The sequence below is a fragment of the Verrucomicrobiota bacterium genome (assembly GCA_016871495.1).
Taxonomy (GTDB): Bacteria; Verrucomicrobiota; Verrucomicrobiia; order Limisphaerales; family VHDF01; genus VHDF01.
The window spans coordinates 96,649-114,915 of the sequence record VHDF01000001.1; the positions used below are offsets into that span (position 1 = coordinate 96,649).

31 protein-coding genes are annotated in these 18,267 nt (G+C 58.9%); all 31 read right to left on the reverse strand.

All coding sequences use genetic code 11. The features are described 5' to 3' along the window. Window position 1: 1 nt before the first annotated feature. Window positions 2–829: a type II secretion system protein gene (locus FJ404_00430; GenBank protein ID MBM3821355.1), complete on the reverse strand. Its 828-nt coding sequence runs from the start codon at window positions 827–829 to the stop codon at window positions 2–4. Between the two features lie 78 nt (window positions 830–907). Next, complete coding sequence (locus FJ404_00435; GenBank protein MBM3821356.1) at window positions 908–1,420, reverse strand: 50S ribosomal protein L17; 513 nt, start codon at window positions 1,418–1,420, stop codon at window positions 908–910. Window positions 1,421–1,429: 9 nt separating this feature from the next. Next, the gene (locus FJ404_00440; protein MBM3821357.1) at window positions 1,430–2,449 is read right to left on the reverse strand and encodes a DNA-directed RNA polymerase subunit alpha; all 1,020 of its coding nucleotides are present in this window, start codon (window positions 2,447–2,449) and stop codon (window positions 1,430–1,432) included. A gap of 106 nt (window positions 2,450–2,555) precedes the next feature. Then, window positions 2,556–3,164 carry a 30S ribosomal protein S4 gene (gene rpsD / locus FJ404_00445; protein MBM3821358.1) on the reverse strand — a complete coding sequence of 203 codons (609 nt, stop codon included), beginning with the start codon at window positions 3,162–3,164 and terminating at the stop codon, window positions 2,556–2,558. A gap of 30 nt (window positions 3,165–3,194) precedes the next feature. Next, window positions 3,195–3,788, reverse strand: coding sequence for a 30S ribosomal protein S11 (rpsK, locus tag FJ404_00450; GenBank protein ID MBM3821359.1), 594 nt, complete (start codon window positions 3,786–3,788; stop codon window positions 3,195–3,197). Window positions 3,789–3,842: 54 nt separating this feature from the next. Continuing rightward, entirely contained in the window at window positions 3,843–4,238 is a 396-nt protein-coding gene (rpsM, locus tag FJ404_00455; protein ID MBM3821360.1) for a 30S ribosomal protein S13, read from the reverse strand. 27 nt (window positions 4,239–4,265) lie between these two features. Continuing rightward, window positions 4,266–4,379: a 50S ribosomal protein L36 gene (gene rpmJ / locus FJ404_00460; protein ID MBM3821361.1), complete on the reverse strand. Its 114-nt coding sequence runs from the start codon at window positions 4,377–4,379 to the stop codon at window positions 4,266–4,268. Between the two features lie 10 nt (window positions 4,380–4,389). Next, window positions 4,390–4,626: a translation initiation factor IF-1 gene (gene infA / locus FJ404_00465; protein MBM3821362.1), complete on the reverse strand. Its 237-nt coding sequence runs from the start codon at window positions 4,624–4,626 to the stop codon at window positions 4,390–4,392. Then, window positions 4,587–5,363, reverse strand: coding sequence for a type I methionyl aminopeptidase (gene map, locus FJ404_00470; GenBank protein ID MBM3821363.1), 777 nt, complete (start codon window positions 5,361–5,363; stop codon window positions 4,587–4,589). The genes infA and map overlap by 40 nt, the downstream gene beginning before the upstream one ends. An 84-nt stretch (window positions 5,364–5,447) precedes the next feature. Continuing rightward, complete coding sequence (gene secY, locus FJ404_00475) at window positions 5,448–6,830, reverse strand: preprotein translocase subunit SecY (GenBank protein ID MBM3821364.1); 1,383 nt, start codon at window positions 6,828–6,830, stop codon at window positions 5,448–5,450. A 16-nt stretch (window positions 6,831–6,846) separates the two neighbouring features. Beyond that, entirely contained in the window at window positions 6,847–7,305 is a 459-nt protein-coding gene (locus FJ404_00480) for a 50S ribosomal protein L15 (GenBank protein ID MBM3821365.1), read from the reverse strand. Between the two features lie 25 nt (window positions 7,306–7,330). Continuing rightward, the gene (locus tag FJ404_00485) at window positions 7,331–7,888 is read right to left on the reverse strand and encodes a 30S ribosomal protein S5 (protein MBM3821366.1); all 558 of its coding nucleotides are present in this window, start codon (window positions 7,886–7,888) and stop codon (window positions 7,331–7,333) included. A gap of 69 nt (window positions 7,889–7,957) precedes the next feature. After that, window positions 7,958–8,323: a 50S ribosomal protein L18 gene (locus FJ404_00490; protein MBM3821367.1), complete on the reverse strand. Its 366-nt coding sequence runs from the start codon at window positions 8,321–8,323 to the stop codon at window positions 7,958–7,960. A gap of 56 nt (window positions 8,324–8,379) precedes the next feature. Beyond that, entirely contained in the window at window positions 8,380–8,916 is a 537-nt protein-coding gene (locus FJ404_00495) for a 50S ribosomal protein L6 (GenBank protein MBM3821368.1), read from the reverse strand. A 34-nt stretch (window positions 8,917–8,950) separates the two neighbouring features. Beyond that, window positions 8,951–9,334 carry a 30S ribosomal protein S8 gene (gene rpsH, locus FJ404_00500; protein MBM3821369.1) on the reverse strand — a complete coding sequence of 128 codons (384 nt, stop codon included), beginning with the start codon at window positions 9,332–9,334 and terminating at the stop codon, window positions 8,951–8,953. 9 nt (window positions 9,335–9,343) lie between these two features. Beyond that, entirely contained in the window at window positions 9,344–9,613 is a 270-nt protein-coding gene (gene rpsN / locus FJ404_00505; GenBank protein MBM3821370.1) for a 30S ribosomal protein S14, read from the reverse strand. A 13-nt stretch (window positions 9,614–9,626) separates the two neighbouring features. After that, window positions 9,627–10,172, reverse strand: a complete 546-nt coding sequence (rplE, locus tag FJ404_00510; GenBank protein ID MBM3821371.1) for a 50S ribosomal protein L5 — start codon at window positions 10,170–10,172, stop codon at window positions 9,627–9,629. Window positions 10,173–10,201: 29 nt separating this feature from the next. After that, window positions 10,202–10,483: a 50S ribosomal protein L24 gene (rplX, locus tag FJ404_00515; GenBank protein ID MBM3821372.1), complete on the reverse strand. Its 282-nt coding sequence runs from the start codon at window positions 10,481–10,483 to the stop codon at window positions 10,202–10,204. 25 nt (window positions 10,484–10,508) lie between these two features. Then, the gene (rplN, locus tag FJ404_00520; protein MBM3821373.1) at window positions 10,509–10,874 is read right to left on the reverse strand and encodes a 50S ribosomal protein L14; all 366 of its coding nucleotides are present in this window, start codon (window positions 10,872–10,874) and stop codon (window positions 10,509–10,511) included. A gap of 22 nt (window positions 10,875–10,896) precedes the next feature. Beyond that, window positions 10,897–11,193: a 30S ribosomal protein S17 gene (gene rpsQ / locus FJ404_00525; protein ID MBM3821374.1), complete on the reverse strand. Its 297-nt coding sequence runs from the start codon at window positions 11,191–11,193 to the stop codon at window positions 10,897–10,899. Between the two features lie 9 nt (window positions 11,194–11,202). Beyond that, entirely contained in the window at window positions 11,203–11,403 is a 201-nt protein-coding gene (gene rpmC / locus FJ404_00530) for a 50S ribosomal protein L29 (GenBank protein MBM3821375.1), read from the reverse strand. 22 nt (window positions 11,404–11,425) lie between these two features. Further along, window positions 11,426–11,845 carry a 50S ribosomal protein L16 gene (rplP, locus tag FJ404_00535; protein ID MBM3821376.1) on the reverse strand — a complete coding sequence of 140 codons (420 nt, stop codon included), beginning with the start codon at window positions 11,843–11,845 and terminating at the stop codon, window positions 11,426–11,428. A 53-nt stretch (window positions 11,846–11,898) separates the two neighbouring features. Continuing rightward, complete coding sequence (rpsC, locus tag FJ404_00540) at window positions 11,899–12,591, reverse strand: 30S ribosomal protein S3 (GenBank protein MBM3821377.1); 693 nt, start codon at window positions 12,589–12,591, stop codon at window positions 11,899–11,901. 6 nt (window positions 12,592–12,597) lie between these two features. Further along, complete coding sequence (locus FJ404_00545; GenBank protein ID MBM3821378.1) at window positions 12,598–12,930, reverse strand: 50S ribosomal protein L22; 333 nt, start codon at window positions 12,928–12,930, stop codon at window positions 12,598–12,600. Between the two features lie 9 nt (window positions 12,931–12,939). Further along, complete coding sequence (gene rpsS / locus FJ404_00550) at window positions 12,940–13,221, reverse strand: 30S ribosomal protein S19 (protein MBM3821379.1); 282 nt, start codon at window positions 13,219–13,221, stop codon at window positions 12,940–12,942. A 5-nt stretch (window positions 13,222–13,226) separates the two neighbouring features. Continuing rightward, window positions 13,227–14,075, reverse strand: a complete 849-nt coding sequence (gene rplB, locus FJ404_00555; protein ID MBM3821380.1) for a 50S ribosomal protein L2 — start codon at window positions 14,073–14,075, stop codon at window positions 13,227–13,229. 22 nt (window positions 14,076–14,097) lie between these two features. Beyond that, window positions 14,098–14,379: a 50S ribosomal protein L23 gene (locus FJ404_00560; protein ID MBM3821381.1), complete on the reverse strand. Its 282-nt coding sequence runs from the start codon at window positions 14,377–14,379 to the stop codon at window positions 14,098–14,100. A 6-nt stretch (window positions 14,380–14,385) separates the two neighbouring features. Further along, a complete protein-coding gene (gene rplD / locus FJ404_00565; GenBank protein MBM3821382.1) occupies window positions 14,386–15,015 on the reverse strand; it encodes a 50S ribosomal protein L4 in 630 nt (209 codons plus the stop codon). A gap of 18 nt (window positions 15,016–15,033) precedes the next feature. Further along, window positions 15,034–15,678: a 50S ribosomal protein L3 gene (locus FJ404_00570; GenBank protein MBM3821383.1), complete on the reverse strand. Its 645-nt coding sequence runs from the start codon at window positions 15,676–15,678 to the stop codon at window positions 15,034–15,036. Between the two features lie 7 nt (window positions 15,679–15,685). Beyond that, a complete protein-coding gene (gene rpsJ / locus FJ404_00575) occupies window positions 15,686–15,994 on the reverse strand; it encodes a 30S ribosomal protein S10 (GenBank protein MBM3821384.1) in 309 nt (102 codons plus the stop codon). Between the two features lie 40 nt (window positions 15,995–16,034). Then, on the reverse strand, window positions 16,035–18,221 hold the full coding sequence (gene fusA / locus FJ404_00580; protein MBM3821385.1) for an elongation factor G: 2,187 nt from the start codon (window positions 18,219–18,221) through the stop codon (window positions 16,035–16,037). Between the last annotated feature and the right edge of the window lie 46 nt (window positions 18,222–18,267).

The window sequence follows — 18,267 nt, forward strand, 5'->3', positions numbered from 1 at the left end:
TCTACCTCCTCACGCTGGTCCGGTCAGCCAGCCAATCGAAATCAGTCGAAGGCACCGCTGCAAACCCGCCGCCCGCCCCACCCTTCACCGGCGGCTTTGCCGTCCCCCCCGGCCCCGTCACCACCCAGCGCCGATTCTCAGAATGGCCATCGACAAACGTGAAACTGGTGGCACCCCCATGATACGTCGCGGGAAGGTTTCCCCAGCTCTTCTCATGCAACCGGTTCATGAAAAAGCCGTCGTTGATCGTGTCCGGATGCTCATCCAAAAAAAGAAAAGTCATCGAGGGATGGCGAACGTCCGCGGATTTGAAAAATTGAATGTAGTCAGGATTGAACCGGTTGGTCAAAACCCCCGGATCCCCCACGAGCGAATTCATCGACATGCTCCGGTTTCGCGCCCCATTGTCAGCCCTCGACCGGTCCGCCGGACATTTGAAAATCCGCACCGACTTGCCCACGTAGCTCCCTAACTTCGCCTCCGTGAGATACGTTTCGTTGGTGTTCTCCTCAATCGGCCCCCAATCGAGCACGTTGTTCACCCAGTTCAAACGTGTTTCCCGCGTCTCGTCCCGTCCGTGATTGTTGACATAACGATCCGCTTCGTCGTCGGCGTACATCCCCCACCCTAACGTCAATTGCCGAAGGTTGTTGGCGCAACCCGCCGCCTGCGCGCGTGCTTTCGATTTGCCCAACGCGGGCAACAGCATTCCCGCCAGCACCGCGATGATGGCGATCACAACCAGCAGTTCAATGAGGGTAAAAGCCCTCCTCCTCCGGACTCGCTCGCCGGCGTTCGTCCGCAAACCTCTGACCTGATCGCTCTTCATGCTCCATCCCAAAAGAAAAACAGGAGGAATTGACTTCCTCCCGTTTCCGTGACGTTCAATCTCAACTCTTTCCCTCGATCAGGGTTTGGATGCTTCGGAGGCAGGGGGCGCCGCCGTGGCGGCCGCGGGTGTTGCCGGAACCACCGCCGCTGAGGCCGGCACCGGCAAGTCCACCCACTCCAGGATGGCCTGGGGAGCAGCGTCGCCTTGCCTCGATTCCAACTTCAGAATTCTCGTGTATCCGCCCGCGCGGCTCTTGAAAACCGGCGCCAGTTCCTCGAACAGGATCCGCACCACGTCCTCATTCTTCTTCCAAGCCTCGCGGACCACCTTGCCTTTCAACGTGGGAGTTCCACGGTGAAGCGACTTGGCCTGCTGGCGCAAGCGCGCCGCCGCCAATCGACGGGCGTGCAGGGTGCCCTGCTTGCCGAGAGTCACCAGCTTTTCCGCCACGGGCCGCACCGCTTTCGCCTTGGCCAGGGTGGTGGTGATGCGCTTGTGCTTGATCAAACTGCATACCAAGTTCGCAAGCATCGCGTTGCGATGCGATCCGGTCCGGCCCAGCTTGGCCGTTCTCTTCAAATGGCGCATACAGATTCCTTAAACTGAGGGCAAACGGTTCTCCTCTTTCGGAGCTTCCAACAAGGCCATGTCAATGTTCATGCCCAGGGTCAACCCCAATGCCTGCAACTTCTCCTTGATCTCGTTCAGCGATTTCTTTCCAAAATTGCGGTACTTCAGCATCTCTGCTTCCGTCTTCATCGCCAACTGGCCCACGGTGGTGATGTTCGCGTTGTTCAGGCAGTTCGCCGCGCGCACGCTCAACTCGATCTCGTTCACACTCATGTTGAGCAGCTTCTTCTTCTTCGCCTTCTCGTCGTCCTGCTTGTCCTCAACTTGCTCAAATTCGACGGCGTTCTTGTCATAGCCGACGAAAGGATCGAGATGGTGCTGCAGAATGGCGGCCGCCTGGGTCAAGGCATCGTCCGGGGTCAGCCGCCCGTCCGTGGTCACTTCCAAAATCAGCCGGTCATAATCCGTCCGCTGTCCTACCCGCGCGCTTTCCACCGCGTATCGAACTCTCGAGACGGGCGAAAACAACGAATCGATCGCCACGACCCCGATGGGCTGATCCGTTTTCTTGTTCTCATCCCCGGGGCAAAATCCGCGCCCCACCTTGACCTCGAACTCCATCTCGAGCTTCTTCTTCTTATCCAGCGTGCAGATGATCTGCCCGGGATTCACCAGCTCGATGTTTTGGTTCAATTTGATGTCCGCCGCCGTCACCGGACCATCCTTGTTCACCGACAACAACAGCGTTTGAGGTTCACGCGAGTGGGCCTTGAAAAGAATCTTCTTCAAGTTCAACACCACGTCGGTCACGTCTTCAACCACCCCGTCGATGGTCGTAAACTCATGCATCGCACCGTCGATCTTGACGGACGTGATCGCCGCGCCTTCCAGGGAAGACAGCAGCACCCGCCGAAGCGAGTTGCCGACCGTGTGCCCGTAGCCCGTTTCAAAGGGCTCGGCCACAAATCGCGCGTAGGTGGTTGTCGCCGTCGCCTCGTCTTTGACAAGGCGTTTTGGCATTTCGAATCGTCCTAATCGTACTGGCATATCGTGTTCTCTCCGTCGGCAATTTTAAACTGACCTGGCAACTTCCCGCCCGCGCCAGGTCCATATAACTGCCCGCCCCCTGAACTCCAGGGAGCTCTGGGTTCCATTAGCGGGAATAAAATTCAACTACGGCCTGCTCGTTGGCAATGGGCTGAATCTCCTCGCGACTCGGCACGCGCACCACCTTGCCTCGAAAGGCGTCCTTCTCCAACGCCACCCAGTCGGGCACCACCCGGCTGGTGGACATCTCCAGATTCTTCGTGGCCAACTGACGTGAAACGCTCTTGTCTTTCACTTCAACCACGTCGTTCACTCTCAAAGCACAACTCGGAATCGTCACCTTCCGGCCATTTACTCGAACATGTCCGTGCGCCACCAGCTGCCGGGCCGCCGGACGTGTCGTGGCAAAGCCCAAATGATAGACCACGCTGTCCAATCGCAGCTCCAAAATCTGCAGCATGGTCACGCCCGTCACGCCCCGGCGCTTCAGGGCCTTCTCGTACACTCCCCGGAATTGGCGCTCCATCAACCCGTAGTAATAGCGAAACTTCTGCTTCTCCAGCAGCCCCTGTCCGTAATCGGTCACTTTCCGGCGCGACTTGGGGCCGTGAACGCCCGGACCGTAATTGCGCCGCTCGAGGTATTTCGAAGGGCCGAAAATCGGAAGACCAAAGCGACGGCTGATGCGCGTGCGCGGACCTGTATATCTTGCCATAGGTGTTTCCTTTTAAATTGCCAATGTCCTTTACACGCGACGTTTCTTCCGGGGACGGCATCCGTTGTGCGGCACCGGCGTCACATCCTTGATCGTCGTAATCTCCAGTCCAATCGCCTGCAACGCCCGGATGGCCGACTCGCGACCCGATCCCGGTCCGTTCACCTTCACTTCCACCTCCTTCACCCCGTGCGACATGGCCTGGCGAGCCGCATCCTGGGCCACTTGCTGGGCCGCGAATGCCGTGCTCTTGCGGGACCCCTTGAATCCGACCCGCCCGGCGCTGGACCAGCCAATCACATTGCCATGCAGATCGGTGATGCTGACCAAGGTGTTGTTGAACGTCGCCAAAATGTTGGCCACGGCCGAAGTAATGTTCTTCGATCCCTTGGCCTTGATAATCTTCTTCGAGGCGGCGTCATCCGCCAGCAACTCCGCCGCCGTCAACGCCGCGGGTACCGCCGGCGCGACCGCAGGGGCCGCCCCCGACCCGGCATCCGCCGGCTTCTTGGCCGGTTTAGCCGCTTCCGCCGCTGCCGGTGCTCCTGCCGGCGCCGCTGTCGCAGCCTCCGCTTTCGTGTCTTTCTTTGTCGCCGGCTTCTTCGCCTTGGTCTCTTCTGACATACTGCAATGCTCCTGGTTCGGGATTAATCGATCTGCGCCAATCGCTCTGAACAATTAGTGGATGCCGGTCTTGGCATTCGGATTCCGCTGCACACCGACAGTCTTCCGCGGCCCCTTCCGGGTTCGCGCGTTGGTGGACGTGCGCTGTCCACGCACCGGCAGGCCGCGCAAGTGCCTGACACCGCGATAACTCTTGATCGCTTGCAAACGCTTCAGATTCAATCCCAGTTCCCGGCGCAGATCACCTTCGATGACATACTTGCCGTCCTGGATCGCATGCACGATCTGAGACAACTGCTGCTCATCCAGGTTCTTGGCGCGAATCGCCGGGTCGATCTTCGCCTTGTTCAGTATTTCCACGGCATTCGTCGGTCCGATGCCGTAAATGTACCGGAGCGCGATGTCGATGCGCTTTTCACCGGGAATGTCCACTCCTAGAATTCGAGCCATATCTATCCTGTTTGAGGTTCAATCCGACTAAGCCTGGCGTTGTTTGTGGCGGGCATTCGTGCAGATCACACGAATCACACCCTTGCGACGCACAATCTTGCAGTGCTCGCACAATCGTTTCACTGATGCACGTACCTTCATAAATCGACTTTCACTCGACAGGCGACCGGTCCACCGGCACACCCATCACTTTGGCCTTCGACAAATCGAAAGGAGTTAATCTCACCACAACGCGCGTACCCGCGCAAATCTCATTTTCAACGGCTCGCGCCGCGCGGCTCGCATACGCCAGCACTTCGTGGCCGTTCGACAATTCCGCCCGCCACAACCCCGGTTGCAACCGCTCCTTCACACAAGCGATTTCCTGGAAGGGATCGCGGGGCCGCATGTCAAAATTTCCGGCAAACCATCCGTCACCAACACCGTGTGCTCGAAATGAGCCGAAGGCCTCCGATCCTTCGTCACCACGGTCCAGCCATCCGACAACACCGAAACCGCAGTCCCACCCGCGTTCACCATCGGTTCGATCGCCAGCGTCATGCCCGCCCGCAGCTTCGGGGAAGGCTTATCTTCCACATGATTCGGAATCTGCGGCTCCTCGTGCATGGTTTTTCCCACGCCGTGACCCACAAACTCGCGCACCACACTGAATCCGTTCGATTCCACGTGCCGCTGCACGGCCCGCGAAATGTCCACCACTCGGTTGCCGGGCAGCGCCTGCTCAATGCCCAAATACAACGCCTGCTCCGTCACATCCATCAACTTCTGGCCCAGCGGATCACAGCCGCCCACCGGAACCGTCCGGGCGTTGTCCCCGATGAATCCGTTCAACACCACCCCGACATCCACACTCACCAGGTCGCCAAACTTGAGCCGCCGCGCTCCCGCCAAACCATGCACCACTTCCTCGTTCACGGAAAGGCACACATGACAGGGATACCCTCGGTATCCCAAAAAAGCGCTCTTCGCACCATGCGCCCGCAGCCGCTCGGACGCAAAGTCGTCCACCTGCCGCGTGGTCAGGCCCGGAGCGATGTGCCGGCAAATCTCATCCAGCACCAGCGCCGCCACCGAGCAGGCCGGCCTCATCAACCCCAGGTCTCGCTCGGTCTTCAGAACAATCACAGACTCCGCCCCCGCTTCATGATCATCATCAAAGAACGTGCTCGGCGCGCTTGCTCAACTCGCCTCCAGCCGATTCCACTCGAATTAGAAACGGCCCTTCAGCCGGCCCTTCTTCAAAAAGCCGTCATAATGCCGCATCAACAAATGGCTCTCCATTTGCCGCATCGTGTCCAGCATCACACCCACCGTGATGAGCATGCTCGTGCCGCCGAAGAACTGCGCCACGTGAAAATCGATGTTCAGCAGATTCCTCATCAAAATGGGAATCACCGCGATGACGGTCAGGAACACCGCCCCCGCCAGCGTGATGCGGCTCATGGTCTGGTGCAGAAAGTCGCTCGTGGCCTGGCCCGGACGCACGCCTGGAACATAACCGCCGTGCTTCTTCAGGTCATCGGCGATCTGAAGCTCGTTAAACTGGGTCGCCACCCAGAAATAACTGAAGAACAAAATCATGAACCCATAGAGGATCAGATAAAGAGCCGATCCCTCCTGCAACAACCGGGCGAGCTCCTGGAAAAACTTCAGATCGAATCGCGACCCGATCTCCAACGCGATCAAACTCGGAAACATGAGGATGGCCTGGGCGAAAATCACCGGCATCACCCCCGCGTAATTCACCCGCAAAGGCATGAACGACTGACCCCCGGCATAAACCTTCCGCCCCACCGCACGCTGGGCATATTGCACCGGAATCTTGCGCTGCGCTTGAGTCACCGCGATCACACCCGCCACCACCGCCAACAGGAGCAAAACCAGCGCCGCACCATGCAGCAAGTTGAACTGCCGTTGCACTCCTTCCGGTGGGAAAAACATCGTGTGCAGAACCTGTCCAGCCTGGGGAAATTGCGCAACGATGCCGATCGTGATCACCAGCGAAACGCCATTCCCGATGCCGCGCTCCGTGATCTGCTCGCCCAGCCACATCAGAAGCAACGTGGCCGTGGTCAGGATGATCACCGTCTGAAAACGATACCACATCAGGTTCTCCGCCAACACCAGCTTGCCGGGAAAATTCGAGAAACCCGGAATCTTGGTCGGATGTTCCCAGCCAAAGGCCATGAACAAGCCTTGCCCCAAACAGAGAAGCACCGTCAGATACCTCCCATACTGAATCATCTTCGCCCTGCCGCCCTCCTCCCTGGCCAGTTTGCTCAACTGGGGCAGCACCGCCGTCAACAATTGAATGATGATCGTCGCGCTGATGTAAGGCATGATCCCCAGGGCGCCCACCGCGCACTGTTCAAACGCGCCCCCGGTGAAAAGACTGTACAGCCCCACCAGGGAATTCGCCTGCGCGGCGTTCTCTTTCGCGAATTGCGCCAGCGCCGCTCCATCGAGTCCCGGAATCGGAACCATCGAAATCAAACGGCAAATCGCCAGAACGACAAGCGTGAAGACAATCCGGGACTTGAGTTCCGGAATCTTGAAACAATTCGAAAAGGTACTGGCGATCTTGGAGAGCATGCGAACGTTTACCCTTTCAGATGCTCGCGGAACCCGCCGTCTCGCAGGAACCTCCCGCCGCCTCGATCTTCGCCCGCGCCTGCCCGCTAAAAGCGTTCGCCACTACCGTCAACTTGCGTCCGAGCTCCCCCCCGCCCAAAATCTTCACCCCGTCCGCCCGGCCCGAAACCAGCCCCGACGCCCGCAGTGCCGCCTCGTCCACCCGTGCCCCCGCCTCGAAACGGTTCAGCGCTTCCACGTTCACGGGCGCGTAAACGGTCGCATGACGCGCATTGTTAAAACCGCGCTTCGGCATGCGCCGGATCAAGGGCATCTGACCGCCCTCAAACCCGATTCGGATGCTGCTTCCCGATCGCGCGCTTTGCCCTTTGCCGCCCCGGCCGCTCGTTTTCCCGTGCCCGCTGGACTCGCCCTGTCCGAGCCGTTTCGTGCGATGTTTGGCTCCCGGACGGGGGCGCAATGTATGTAGTCTCATAGCTGTGTACCTTTGGCTTCGAAACTTAGACTCGAGCTTCCGCCGGCTTCAACCTCGACTCAAGCCCCCGGCTCCGGAAAATGTCCTCGCGCAACCGCAACCGCCGCAGCGCTTGCAAGGTCGCCTTCGCCACGTTGGCCGCATTCTTCGATCCCAGGGATTTGCTCAAAATGTCCCGCACCCCGGCAGACTCCACCACCGCGCGCACGGTCTTGCCCGCGATGATGCCCGTTCCGGGAGACGCCGGCTTCAAGAGAACCTTGGCTCCCCCAAAGGCCGATAAAACTTCGTGAGGAATCGTCGCCGCTCGCAGCGATACCTTGACCAGCTTGTGTTTGGCGTCTTCCCCGCCCTTGCGGATCGCATCCGCCACCTCGCCGGCCTTGCCTAAACCAATGCCCACCCGGCCATTCTTGTCCCCGGCCACCACCAGCGCGCTGAAACTGAATCGACGCCCGCCTTTCACCACCTTGGCCGAACGATTGATGTAGACCACACGCTCCACGATCTCGCTGCCCGGACGCCCATCGCCTCCGTCCGCGTTGTCCGAGGGACCTCGCCCGCGACGGCGTCCTCCCCGCATGTTGCCTCCCCTGGAGTCGCTACTGTGAGTTCGAGTTTCTTCTGCCACAAATCCCTCTCGTATAAATCGTTAAAACTGCAATCCCCCTTCGCGCGCGGCATCCGCCAGCGCCTTCACTTTTCCGTGAAATTTCGCCCCCGACCGGTCGAACACCACCGCCTCGATCCCCTTCGCCTTGGCCACTTCCGCCGCCCGTTTGCCAAGCTTCTGGGCGCTCGCCACATTGGCCGAAAGCTTCTCCTGCTGCCCCCCCGCCTGGGTGATGGTCGAAACCGCACCCAATGTTTTCCCGGCGGAATCGTCGATAAATTGCACGTGGATGTTCTTGCCCGTGAACCGGACACTCATCCGCGGACGCTGCGCGGTTCCGATCACCTTCTTGCGAATGCGCCAGGACCTCAGCTGCCTCAATTTCAGTTTCTGTTCCGTTCTCATCGATATTCCCAATCTCGCGGTCCGTCCAGATTGAAGCCCGGATCGTACCACCAACATTATTGCACGGTCTTGCCTTCCTTGCGGAGGACTTTTTCGTCGCTGTATCGCACACCCTTGCCCTTGTAAGGTTCGGGAGGATAATAAGCCCTGATCTCCGCCGCCACTCGTCCCACCAACTCCTTGCTCGGCCCCTCGATGGTCAGCTTCGTGTTTTCTTCCACCGTCACTTTGATCTGGTCGGGAATGGGATATTGGACCGGATGAGAATAACCCAGGCTCAAATTGACCAGCTTGCCTTGCACCGCCGCCTTGAAACCAACGCCCTGAATCTCAAGCTTCTTGACGAATCCGTTGGCAACGCCGTTCACCATGTTGTTCAGAATGGCGCGGCTCAACCCGTGCAGGGCCTTGGCTCGCTGATCATCCCCCTCACGGCTCACTTTCAGCTCCGTTCCGCTCAAGGTCGCCTGCGTCAAGGCAGGCATTTCAAAATCCAGTTTTCCCTTCGGGCCTTCCACCCAAACCTTGCGGCCCTTGACTTCCACCTTGACCTTTGGCGGAACCGTAATCGGTATGCGTCCAATGCGTGACATATGCTTGTCTCTTGTTTCGTTCAGCCGCCAAATCCTACCAGATAAAGCACAGGACTTCGCCGCCCACGTTTTGTTTCCGCGCCTGGCCTCCGGTCATGACCCCCTTCGGCGTGCTCAGAATCGCGGTCCCCATGCCTCCCAAGACCCGCGGAATCTCGCCGGCACCCACATAGCGGCGCAATCCCGGGGAGCTCACTCGTTTCATTCCGGCAATCACACTTCGCCGGCCCTCGAACTTCAACTTGACCCGCAATTGCTTGATCTTGGCACCGTCCACCGCCCAGTCAGCGATGTAGCCTTCCTGCTTCAAAATCTTGGCGACACTTTCCTTGAGGCGCGAATGCCCCATGATCACCTCGGGAATCAGCGCCGTTCCGGCATTCCGGATCCGCGTCAGCATGTCTGCAATATTGTCCATAGACTTTCCTTACCAGCTCGCCTTGACCACACCGGGGATAAGCCCCGCCAGGGCCGCCTCGCGAAACGTCAGGCGGGAACATGAAAACTTGCGAATGTAAGCGTGCCGACGTCCGCTGATCGCGCAACGGTTGGTGACGCGCGTGGGGCTCGCGTTCTTGGGCAATTTCGTCAGGCCCTCATAATCCTTCTTCGCCTTCAACTCGGCCCGCAACGCGGCGTATTTCTTGACGGTCTCGCGCTTCTTCTTCTCCCGCTCAATCCATGCTTTCTTGGCCATACAATGTGTGGTGTTACTTGGCTTCCGCAAACGGCATTCCCATCAATTTCAACAATTCAAACGCCTCCTCATCGGTGCCCGCCGAAGTCACGATGGTGATGTCCATCCCCTGCTGGCGCTTGATCTTGTCCAAATCAATCTCAGGAAAAATCGTCTGGTCCGGAATGCCAATGGAATAATTGCCCTTGCCGTCGAAGGACCGCCTCGACACGCCGCGAAAATCCCGGATCCGCGGCAGGGCCGCCGCGACCAGACGATCGTAAAACTCGTACATCACTTCCCGCCGAAGGGTCACCCGGCAGCCGATCGGCTGTCCCTTGCGCAACTTGAAATTGGCCACACTCTTGCGGGATTTGCAGATCACCGGCTTCCGACCCGTGATCATCGACAAATCCTTGGCGGCGTCATCCACCGCGCCCTTTTCCAGAGACGCGCTCACCCCCATGTTCACAACAATCTTTTCGATCCTCGGGGCCTGGTGGACATTGCCATACTTCCGCTTCTCCATGAGCGCGGGACGAACGCTTTCCTCGTATTTGATTTGCAGCCTCGGCTTCATACTGGACGTCTTTAATGCCTGGTTCTCGATCAAGATTGCGCGACCTCGGCCGCGGCCTTGGCCCGGCGGGGTTTCGCGTCGTAAACAGAGGCTCGCATCACCTTGGACCAATGCAACATGCCTTCCTTGGTCACGATGCGGCCTTCAGGATGGGCCTGACTCTTGCGCATGTGGCGTTTGATCATGCGGATGCCCTCCACAATGACCCGCTGTTTCCCGGGCATGACCTCAATGATCTTGCCCCGCTTGCCGCGGTCCGCGCCGGAGAGCACGACCACCTCATCACCCTTTTTGACATGCACACTCGCCATAACTCGATTATTCCTAAATTCCGTTTCAGATCACCTCGGGGGCCAGGGAAATGATCTTCATAAATCTCTTTTCCCGAAGTTCGCGCGCCACGGGCCCGAAAATACGCGTTCCCTTCGGATTGTTCTCTTTGTCGATGATGACGATCGCATTGGAGTCGAATCGCAGATATGACCCGTCGCCCCGGCGAATCGCCTTGCGCGTGCGCACAATCACCGCGTTCACAACATCGCCCTTCTTCACCGACCCGTCAGGAGCCGCCTCCTTGATGTGCGCCTTGATCACGTCCCCGATCTTCGCGTAGCGCTGATTCCGCCCCAGCACGCCAATCGCTGCCGCCTTGCGCGCACCCGTGTTGTCCGCCACGTCCAGGATCGATCGAATTTGCAACATAGGATTCTCGCTTTCTCGTTCGTTAAACGGATTGAGCCTTCGCCGCGCCTGAGGCCTCTACCACTTCCACCAGACGCCAGCGTTTGGTCTTCGACATGGGACGCGTCTCCGCGATCTTCACGAGATCCCCGATCTTCGCCTTTCCCTCCTCGTCATGGGCGTAAAATTTGTTGAAGGCGGTCACCACCTTTTTGAACACCGGATGCCGAAAGCGCCGCTCGACGCGCACCACGATCGTTTTTTGCATCTTGTTCGAGATGACTTCGCCCGTGCGCTCCTTGCGCGTGGCCCTGCATTCCGCTGATTGCGTCGTTTCCATGCTCTCCAATTATCCGTTCGTTTTCATTCGAAGCTGCGAAACCCGGGTCTCCACCCGCGCAATATCGCGCCGCAGCACCCGCAAACGCGCCGGCTTTTCCAGTTGGCTCGAAGCCTTCTGAAGCAGCAGATTGAACAACTCCTGGCGCAGGTCGCGGCTCTTCGCCGTCAACTCCGGCAGGGTCAAGTCTTTCAAATCGATCATCTTCATACCATCGCCCAAAAATTCCGCGCTACGTGCCGTGATGACGGGACACAAACTTCGTCCTGATCGGCAGTTTCGCCGCCGCCAGGCGCATCGACTCCCTCGCCACCACTTCGGTCACACCATCCACCTCGAACAAAATGTTGGCCGGCCGGATCACGGCCACCCAGGATTCAACTCCGCCTTTGCCGGTGCCCATGCGCACCTCCAGCGGTTTCTTGGTGTAAGATTTGTCGGGGAAAATGCGGATCCAAACTTTCCCGCGCCGCTTCATGAACCGTGTAATCGCCACCCGCGCCGCCTCAATCTGCTTGGTGTCCAGCCAGCAACGCTCCATGGCCTGCAACCCAAATTCTCCAAACGCCACCGTGGCGCCCCGCGAAGCCAGTCCGCGGCGGCTCCCCCGCTGCATCTTCCGATACTTGACCCTTGCCGGCATCATCGCCATATCAGCACCTCAATATTTCCGGTTGAAATCTGTTGTTGCTCGCATCCCCAGGTTCACGCGCTGGCCGTCAGGGCCGCCGCCGGCGCGGGTCCCCCCGCCGCAGCCTGTCCTCCCCGTTCCTGCTTCATCTCGCCTTTGCAAATCCAGCACTTCACTCCCAATTTGCCGTAGACCGTGCTCGCTTCCGCGAACCCGTAATCGATGTTGGCCCGCAAGGTGTGCAGCGGCACTCTTCCTTCATGATACGTCTCCACGCGCGCCAACTCCGCACCCCCCAGCCGCCCCGCGCAACGAATCTTGATGCCGTCCGCCCCGAAATCCATCGCCGTCTGCACCGCCTTCTTCATGGCTCGTCGGAATGAAATGCGCCGCTCCAACTGCAAAGCCACGTTCTCCGCCACCAATTGGGCGTCGATTTCGGGACTCTTGACCTCCTGGATGTCCACATAGATCTCCTTGCCGGTCAAACGCCCGAGCTCTTCCTTGATCTTGTCAATCTCGGCACCTTTGCGCCCGATGACCACGCCGGGACGCGCCGTGAAGATCGTAATCCGGCACCGTGTGGCCGCGCGCTCGATCTGAATTTTCGGAACCGAGGCCGATTCAAGCTTCTTTTTCAAGATGTCCCGAATCTTGCGGTCCTCCGTCAGCAGTTTGCCGAATTCCTTCTTCCCGGCAAACCACTTCGAACGCCAGTCTTTCGTCACCGCGACCCGCAGACCGATCGGATTGGTTTTCTGTCCCATAAGCTCTTAGGTATCCGAAACCACGATTTTGATGTGGCAGCTCCGCTTGACGATGGGCCCGGCCGACCCGCGGGCCTTGGGGGTGAATCGCTTCATGCTGGTCGCCGTTCCCGCCACCGCCTGCACTACCCGCAGCGACTCGGACCGGAGCTGGTTGTTGTTTTCCGCGTTTGCGATCGCGGACTTCAATGTTTTTGCCACCACGCGCGCCGATTTCCTCGGCACCGCCTCCAGCACTGCAACCGCCTGGACGGCGTTCATCCCCTGGATCTGCCGGACCACTTCCCGCATTTTCTGCGCGGACATCCGAACGTTCTTGGTAATCGCTTGAACTTCCATGTTCGCCCCCTATTTTGCCTCGGCCTTCGCGGTGTGCGCGCCGTGTTTCTTGAACGTGCGGGTCAACGAGAATTCACCCAGCCGGTGCCCTACCATGTTCTCGGTCACAAACACCGGATTGAAAACCTTGCCGTTGTGCACGTTGAAGGTCAGCCCGACAAAATCGGGCGTGATCATCGACCGGCGCGACCACGTCTTGATCGGAACTTTCGACTTCGTCTCTTTTGCCTTCAGGATCTTGCTCATCAGCGGCAAGTCCACAAAGGGGCCTTTTTTGATGGAACGTCCCATAGGTGTTAGGATCTATGCTTCATCGGCCGGCCATCGCGCCGGACCAGAATAAAACGGTTCGAATATTTGAACTTTTTCCGGGTCTTATACCCCTTTGTAATAACCCCCCACGGGGTCACCGGATGACCGCCCCCGGAAGTCTTGCCGGCCCCGCCGCCCATCGGATGATCCACCGGGTTCTTGGCGACGCCCCGGCTCAGCGGCCGAATGCCACGGTGACGGGCACGCCCGGCTTTGCCCAAAATCACATTCTCATGCTCCACGTTGCCCACCTGGCCGATCGTCGCGAAACACAACTCGTTGAATTTGCGGATCTCGCCCGAAGGCAGCCGCACTTGCGCATAACCTTCGTCTCGCGACATCAACGTGGCCGCGCCACCCGCGGATCGCACCAACTGCGCGCCCCGTCCCGGAACCAGCTCCAGATTGTGAATGGGCATTCCAACCGGAATGCTCTTCAGCGGAAGACTGTTGCCCAGTTCCGGAGCCGCCGCGTCCCCGCTGCGCAACACCGATCCGACCGACAGCCCGTTCGGAGCCAGAATGTAGCGGCGCTCCTTGTCCGAGTACTCCAGCAACGCAAGGCGGGCGCTGCGCATCGGATCATACTCGATGGCGATCACCTTGGCATCCAGGCCATGCTTCTTGCGCTTAAAATCCACCAGGCGAATCTTTTGCTTGTGGCCCTGCCCAATGCCGCGGCTCGTCACCCGTCCGTAGGCGTTGCGTCCGCCGGTTTTCTTCTTGATCTGAACCAGCCGGCGCTCGGGGCGCGTCTTCGTAATCTCATCGAACGACGCAATCGTGATGTAGCGCGTCGATGGAGTCAGCGGTCGGAAAGATTTTACAGCCATAGCTACCTCAAAAGTGTCCGTCTTAAGTCAAACTGATCTTGTCGCCTTCCTTCAAGGTCACCAGCGCCTTCTTCCAGGAGGGGGAACGCCCCGCGTTCGCAGTCCGTTGGCGACGCGCCTTGCCACGCACATTCAAGGTGTTCACGGCGAGAACCTTCACTTTGAACAATTCCTGCACCGCCTGGCGAATTTGCAGTTTGCTCGCCCGGCGATCCGCCACAATCGTGTACTGATTGAAACCCGAGGATTGGCGGGTCCCCTTTTCGGTCAACCTCACTGACTTGACGATTTCGAAGCTGTTCATAATCCGTTAAGCTACCCCTTTCAGACGGCTTCCCAAAACTTCCAGGGCTCCCTTGGTAATCACCACATGGTCGGGTCGCAACACCTGGTAGGTGTTCAGATCGGCTCCCGTCGCGAGCTCAAGATTGGGAATATTGCGGGCCGAGAGCGCGAGATTTCGATCAACTTGCGCGTCCACGATCAACGTCGTGCCCTTCAATCCCAGCGCCCCCAGGAGTGCCACAAAAGCCTTGGTCTTGGGCGTCTCCAGCTTCACGGCGTCTAACACCAAAACATGACCTGCCCGCAAGCGCTCGCTCAACGCCTTTCGCAGCGCCAGTTGACGGGTCTTCTTGCTGGTCTTGACCCCAAAATCGCGGGGCTTCGGACCGAACACCACCCCGCCGCCACGCCACAACGGCGATTGAAAGGACCCGGAACGGGCGCGGCCCGTACCCTTCTGCCGCCAGGGCTTCTTGCCAGTGCCCGCGACCTCACCCATGGTCTTGGTGCAGGCCGTACCCATGCGCTGGGCCGCCCGGAATGCCACCACCGTGTCATGCACGGCCTGAGTCCCCTTGCCATCCTCGACGACGACAAAGGGAACTTCAATTTCCCCCTGAACGTTGCCTTGAGAATCTTTAACTGAAATTTTCATTCGCTAAGGTCCTTCCCTCTACTTGGCGGCCTTCTTGGGATGCTTCTTCGACTCACGGATGACGACGAAGTCGCCCCGGGCTCCCGGCACCGCGCCCTTGACCAGGAGGAGGTGATCCGCTTCGCGAACCTGGATGACCTCCAGGTTTTGAATCGTGCGTCGCACTTGGCCCATATGCCCCGGCATCTTCATGCCTCTCATGACCGTGCCCGGAAAAAGCCGCTGTCCGATCGCGCCCGAACGACGATGCCACCCCTTCGCTCCGTGGGTCATGTCGCCACCCCTGAATCCATGGCGCTTCACCACGCCCTCGAATCCCCGCCCCTTGGTGACACCAATCGCGTCCACAAAGTCTCCGGCCGCAAAAACGTTCACCCCCACCTCGCCACCCTTTTCCACCGGCACCGGAAAATCTCTAAATTCCCTCAGCAAGCGCACCGGCTTGGATTCATGCTTCCGCAGGTGTCCCATCGCCGCACGGTTGAGCCTCGACTCCTTCTGGTCCGAAAACCCAAGTTGCACGGCCGCGTAGCCGTCCTTTTCGGGGGTACGAATCTGCACCACCCGGTTCGGCCCCGCCAAAATCACGGTGACGGGAACCAGCACCCCCTTCGCGTCATAAACGCGCGTCTGGCCGATCTTCTTTCCAAGCAAGCCTATCATAACATTCCTAGATCTTGATCGTAATATCCACGCCCGCCGGCAAGTTCAGCTTCTTCAACTCGTCCACCGTCTTCGCCGTCGGATCGATGATGTCCAGGAGACGCTTGTGCGTGCGCTGCTCGAAGGTTTCATGCGACTTCTTGTCGGCGTGAGGAGACCGCTGCACGGTGTAACGTTCCACGCGGGTCGGCAGCGGAATGGGCCCCGCCACCCGAGCGCCGCTGCGTTTGACGGTCTCCACGATGTCGTGAGCCGACTGGTCGATCACCCGATGGTCGTAGGCTTTGAGCCGGATGCGAATTCTTTGTCCTGCCATAACCAAATTGTGTGCTCTATTGCTTCACTGTTCCGAAATGCTAAGTCCGGGCGGCCGGCCGGGACTTGGCGGAATCCAAAATTGCGGTGGCGATGCTGTTCGGCACCTGCTCGAACGAAAAAGGCTCCATCGAGTAAGAGGCGCGCCCCTTGGAGAGCGATCGGATCGCGGTAGCGTATCCGAACATCTCAGCCAGGGGAACCTGCGCGTTCAGAATCGTTTGCCCCGACTTCGCGTCGATGCTGACAATGGTCCCCCGCCGGCGGTTAATGTCCCCGAGCAAGTCCCCTTGGTACTCGTCGGGCGTGGTCACCTCCACCTTCATGATTGGTTCCAGCAGAATCGGCGAGGCCTTCTTGAAGGCGTCTTTCAAGGCGAAAATGCCCGCCATCTTAAACGCCAGTTCGTTGGAATCTACCTCGTGGAAAGTGCCGTCCACCACCTGCACTTTGACGTCGATGACCTGATAGCCCGCGTAAACTCCCCCGCGAATCGCTTCTTCAATGCCGTCGATAACCGCGGGAATGTATTCCTTGGGAATGGCTCCGCCGACAATCTTGTTCTCAATCTCAACCCCCTTGCCCTTCTCGTTGGGCTGAACCTTGATCAACGCGTGCCCATATTGGCCGCGCCCGCCGGATTGGCGGATGAACTTGCCCTCCCCATCCGCGGATTTGGTAATCGTTTCGCGATAAGCGATCTGGGGCGCTCCGGAGTTCGATTCCACGCTAAATTCCCGCTTCAAGCGGTCGCAGATGATTTCCAGATGCAACTCACCCATCCCGGCAATGATCAACTGGCCTGTTTCCTCGTTCGTAAAACAACGGAACGTGGGATCTTCTTCCGCCAGCCGTTGCAATCCTTCGGACATCTTGTCCCGGTCCGCCTTCGTCTTGGGCTCGACCGCCATGCTGATGACCGGCTCCGGGAACGTCGGGGGCTCCAAAATCACTTCGAACGACTCGTCGCAAAGGGTATCGCCCGTGGTAATATTCCTCAATCCCACCAGCGCTGCGATGTCGCCTGAATATGCCACTTCGACATCCTTGCGCTCACTGCCCTGAATGATCATCAACCGGCTCACCCGCTCCCGACGCCGGGTCCGAGGGTTGTAAATCGTGTCTCCCTTTCGGAGCTGGCCGCTGTAGACCCGGAAAAACACCAGCTTTCCAGCATAGGGGTCCGTCCAAAGTTTGAACGCCAGCGAACAAAACTTGGAATGGTCGTTCGACGCCACGTCGATCCGGTTTTCCGTGCCCTGCTCGAATCCCTGGGCCGCCGGAATATCCAGCGGAGAAGGCAGATAATCGATCACCGAATCAATCAGAAATTGCACGCCCTTCTTCTTGAAGGCAGACCCGCACAGAACAGGAACCAGCTCGATCTTGCAGGTAAGCCGCCGGATCGCGGCCTTCAAGGTCGGAGCATCCACGGGCTTCTCTTCCAACACCAACTCCGCCACCTCATCGTCCTTGTTGGCCACCGCGTTGATCAATTCCGTCAACGCCGCCGCCGCCTCCCCCTTCATGGCCTCGGGAATCTCACGAATCTCATACCGAAGTCCCTCATTCTGAACATCCCCCGGTCCCCACACAATGGCCTTTTGATTGACGAGGTCAATGACGCCTTCGAACCGGTCCTCCGCCCCGATGGGCAGACAAATCGGGTAGGCGTAAGCATTGAGCTTGCGCCGCATGTCGTCCAAGGCGTTTTGAAAATTCGCTCCGGTCCGGTCCATCTTGTTGACGAACGCGATGCGCGGCACTTTATATTTTGTGGCCTGACGCCACACGGTCTCGGACTGCGGCTGCACTCCGGCCACTCCGCAAAACACAGCGACGGCGCCGTCGAGCACACGCATGGATCGCTCGACTTCAGCCGTGAAATCGACGTGGCCCGGCGTATCGATGATGTTGATGCGATGGGCCACGGTGGCGAAGGACTTGTAAAGTCCCTCTTCCTTCTTCTGGGTCCAAAAGCACGTCACCGCAGCCGAGGTGATGGTAATGCCGCGCTCGCGCTCCTGCTCCATCCAGTCGGTCACCGTGTTGCCGTCATCCACGTCCCCAATCTTGTGAATCAAGCCCGTATAGAAAAGGATCCGCTCGGTCGTGGTCGTCTTCCCGGCGTCAATATGGGCGGCGATGCCAATATTCCGAGTGCGCTCCAGGGTGTAAGCCCGGTTCGGCGAATTCGGGGACTTCTGAGTTTCGACGGCGGAGGTCATTTTGATTCGGAGACTAAAAGCGCCCCGGGCTTTCCAGCGACCGGGG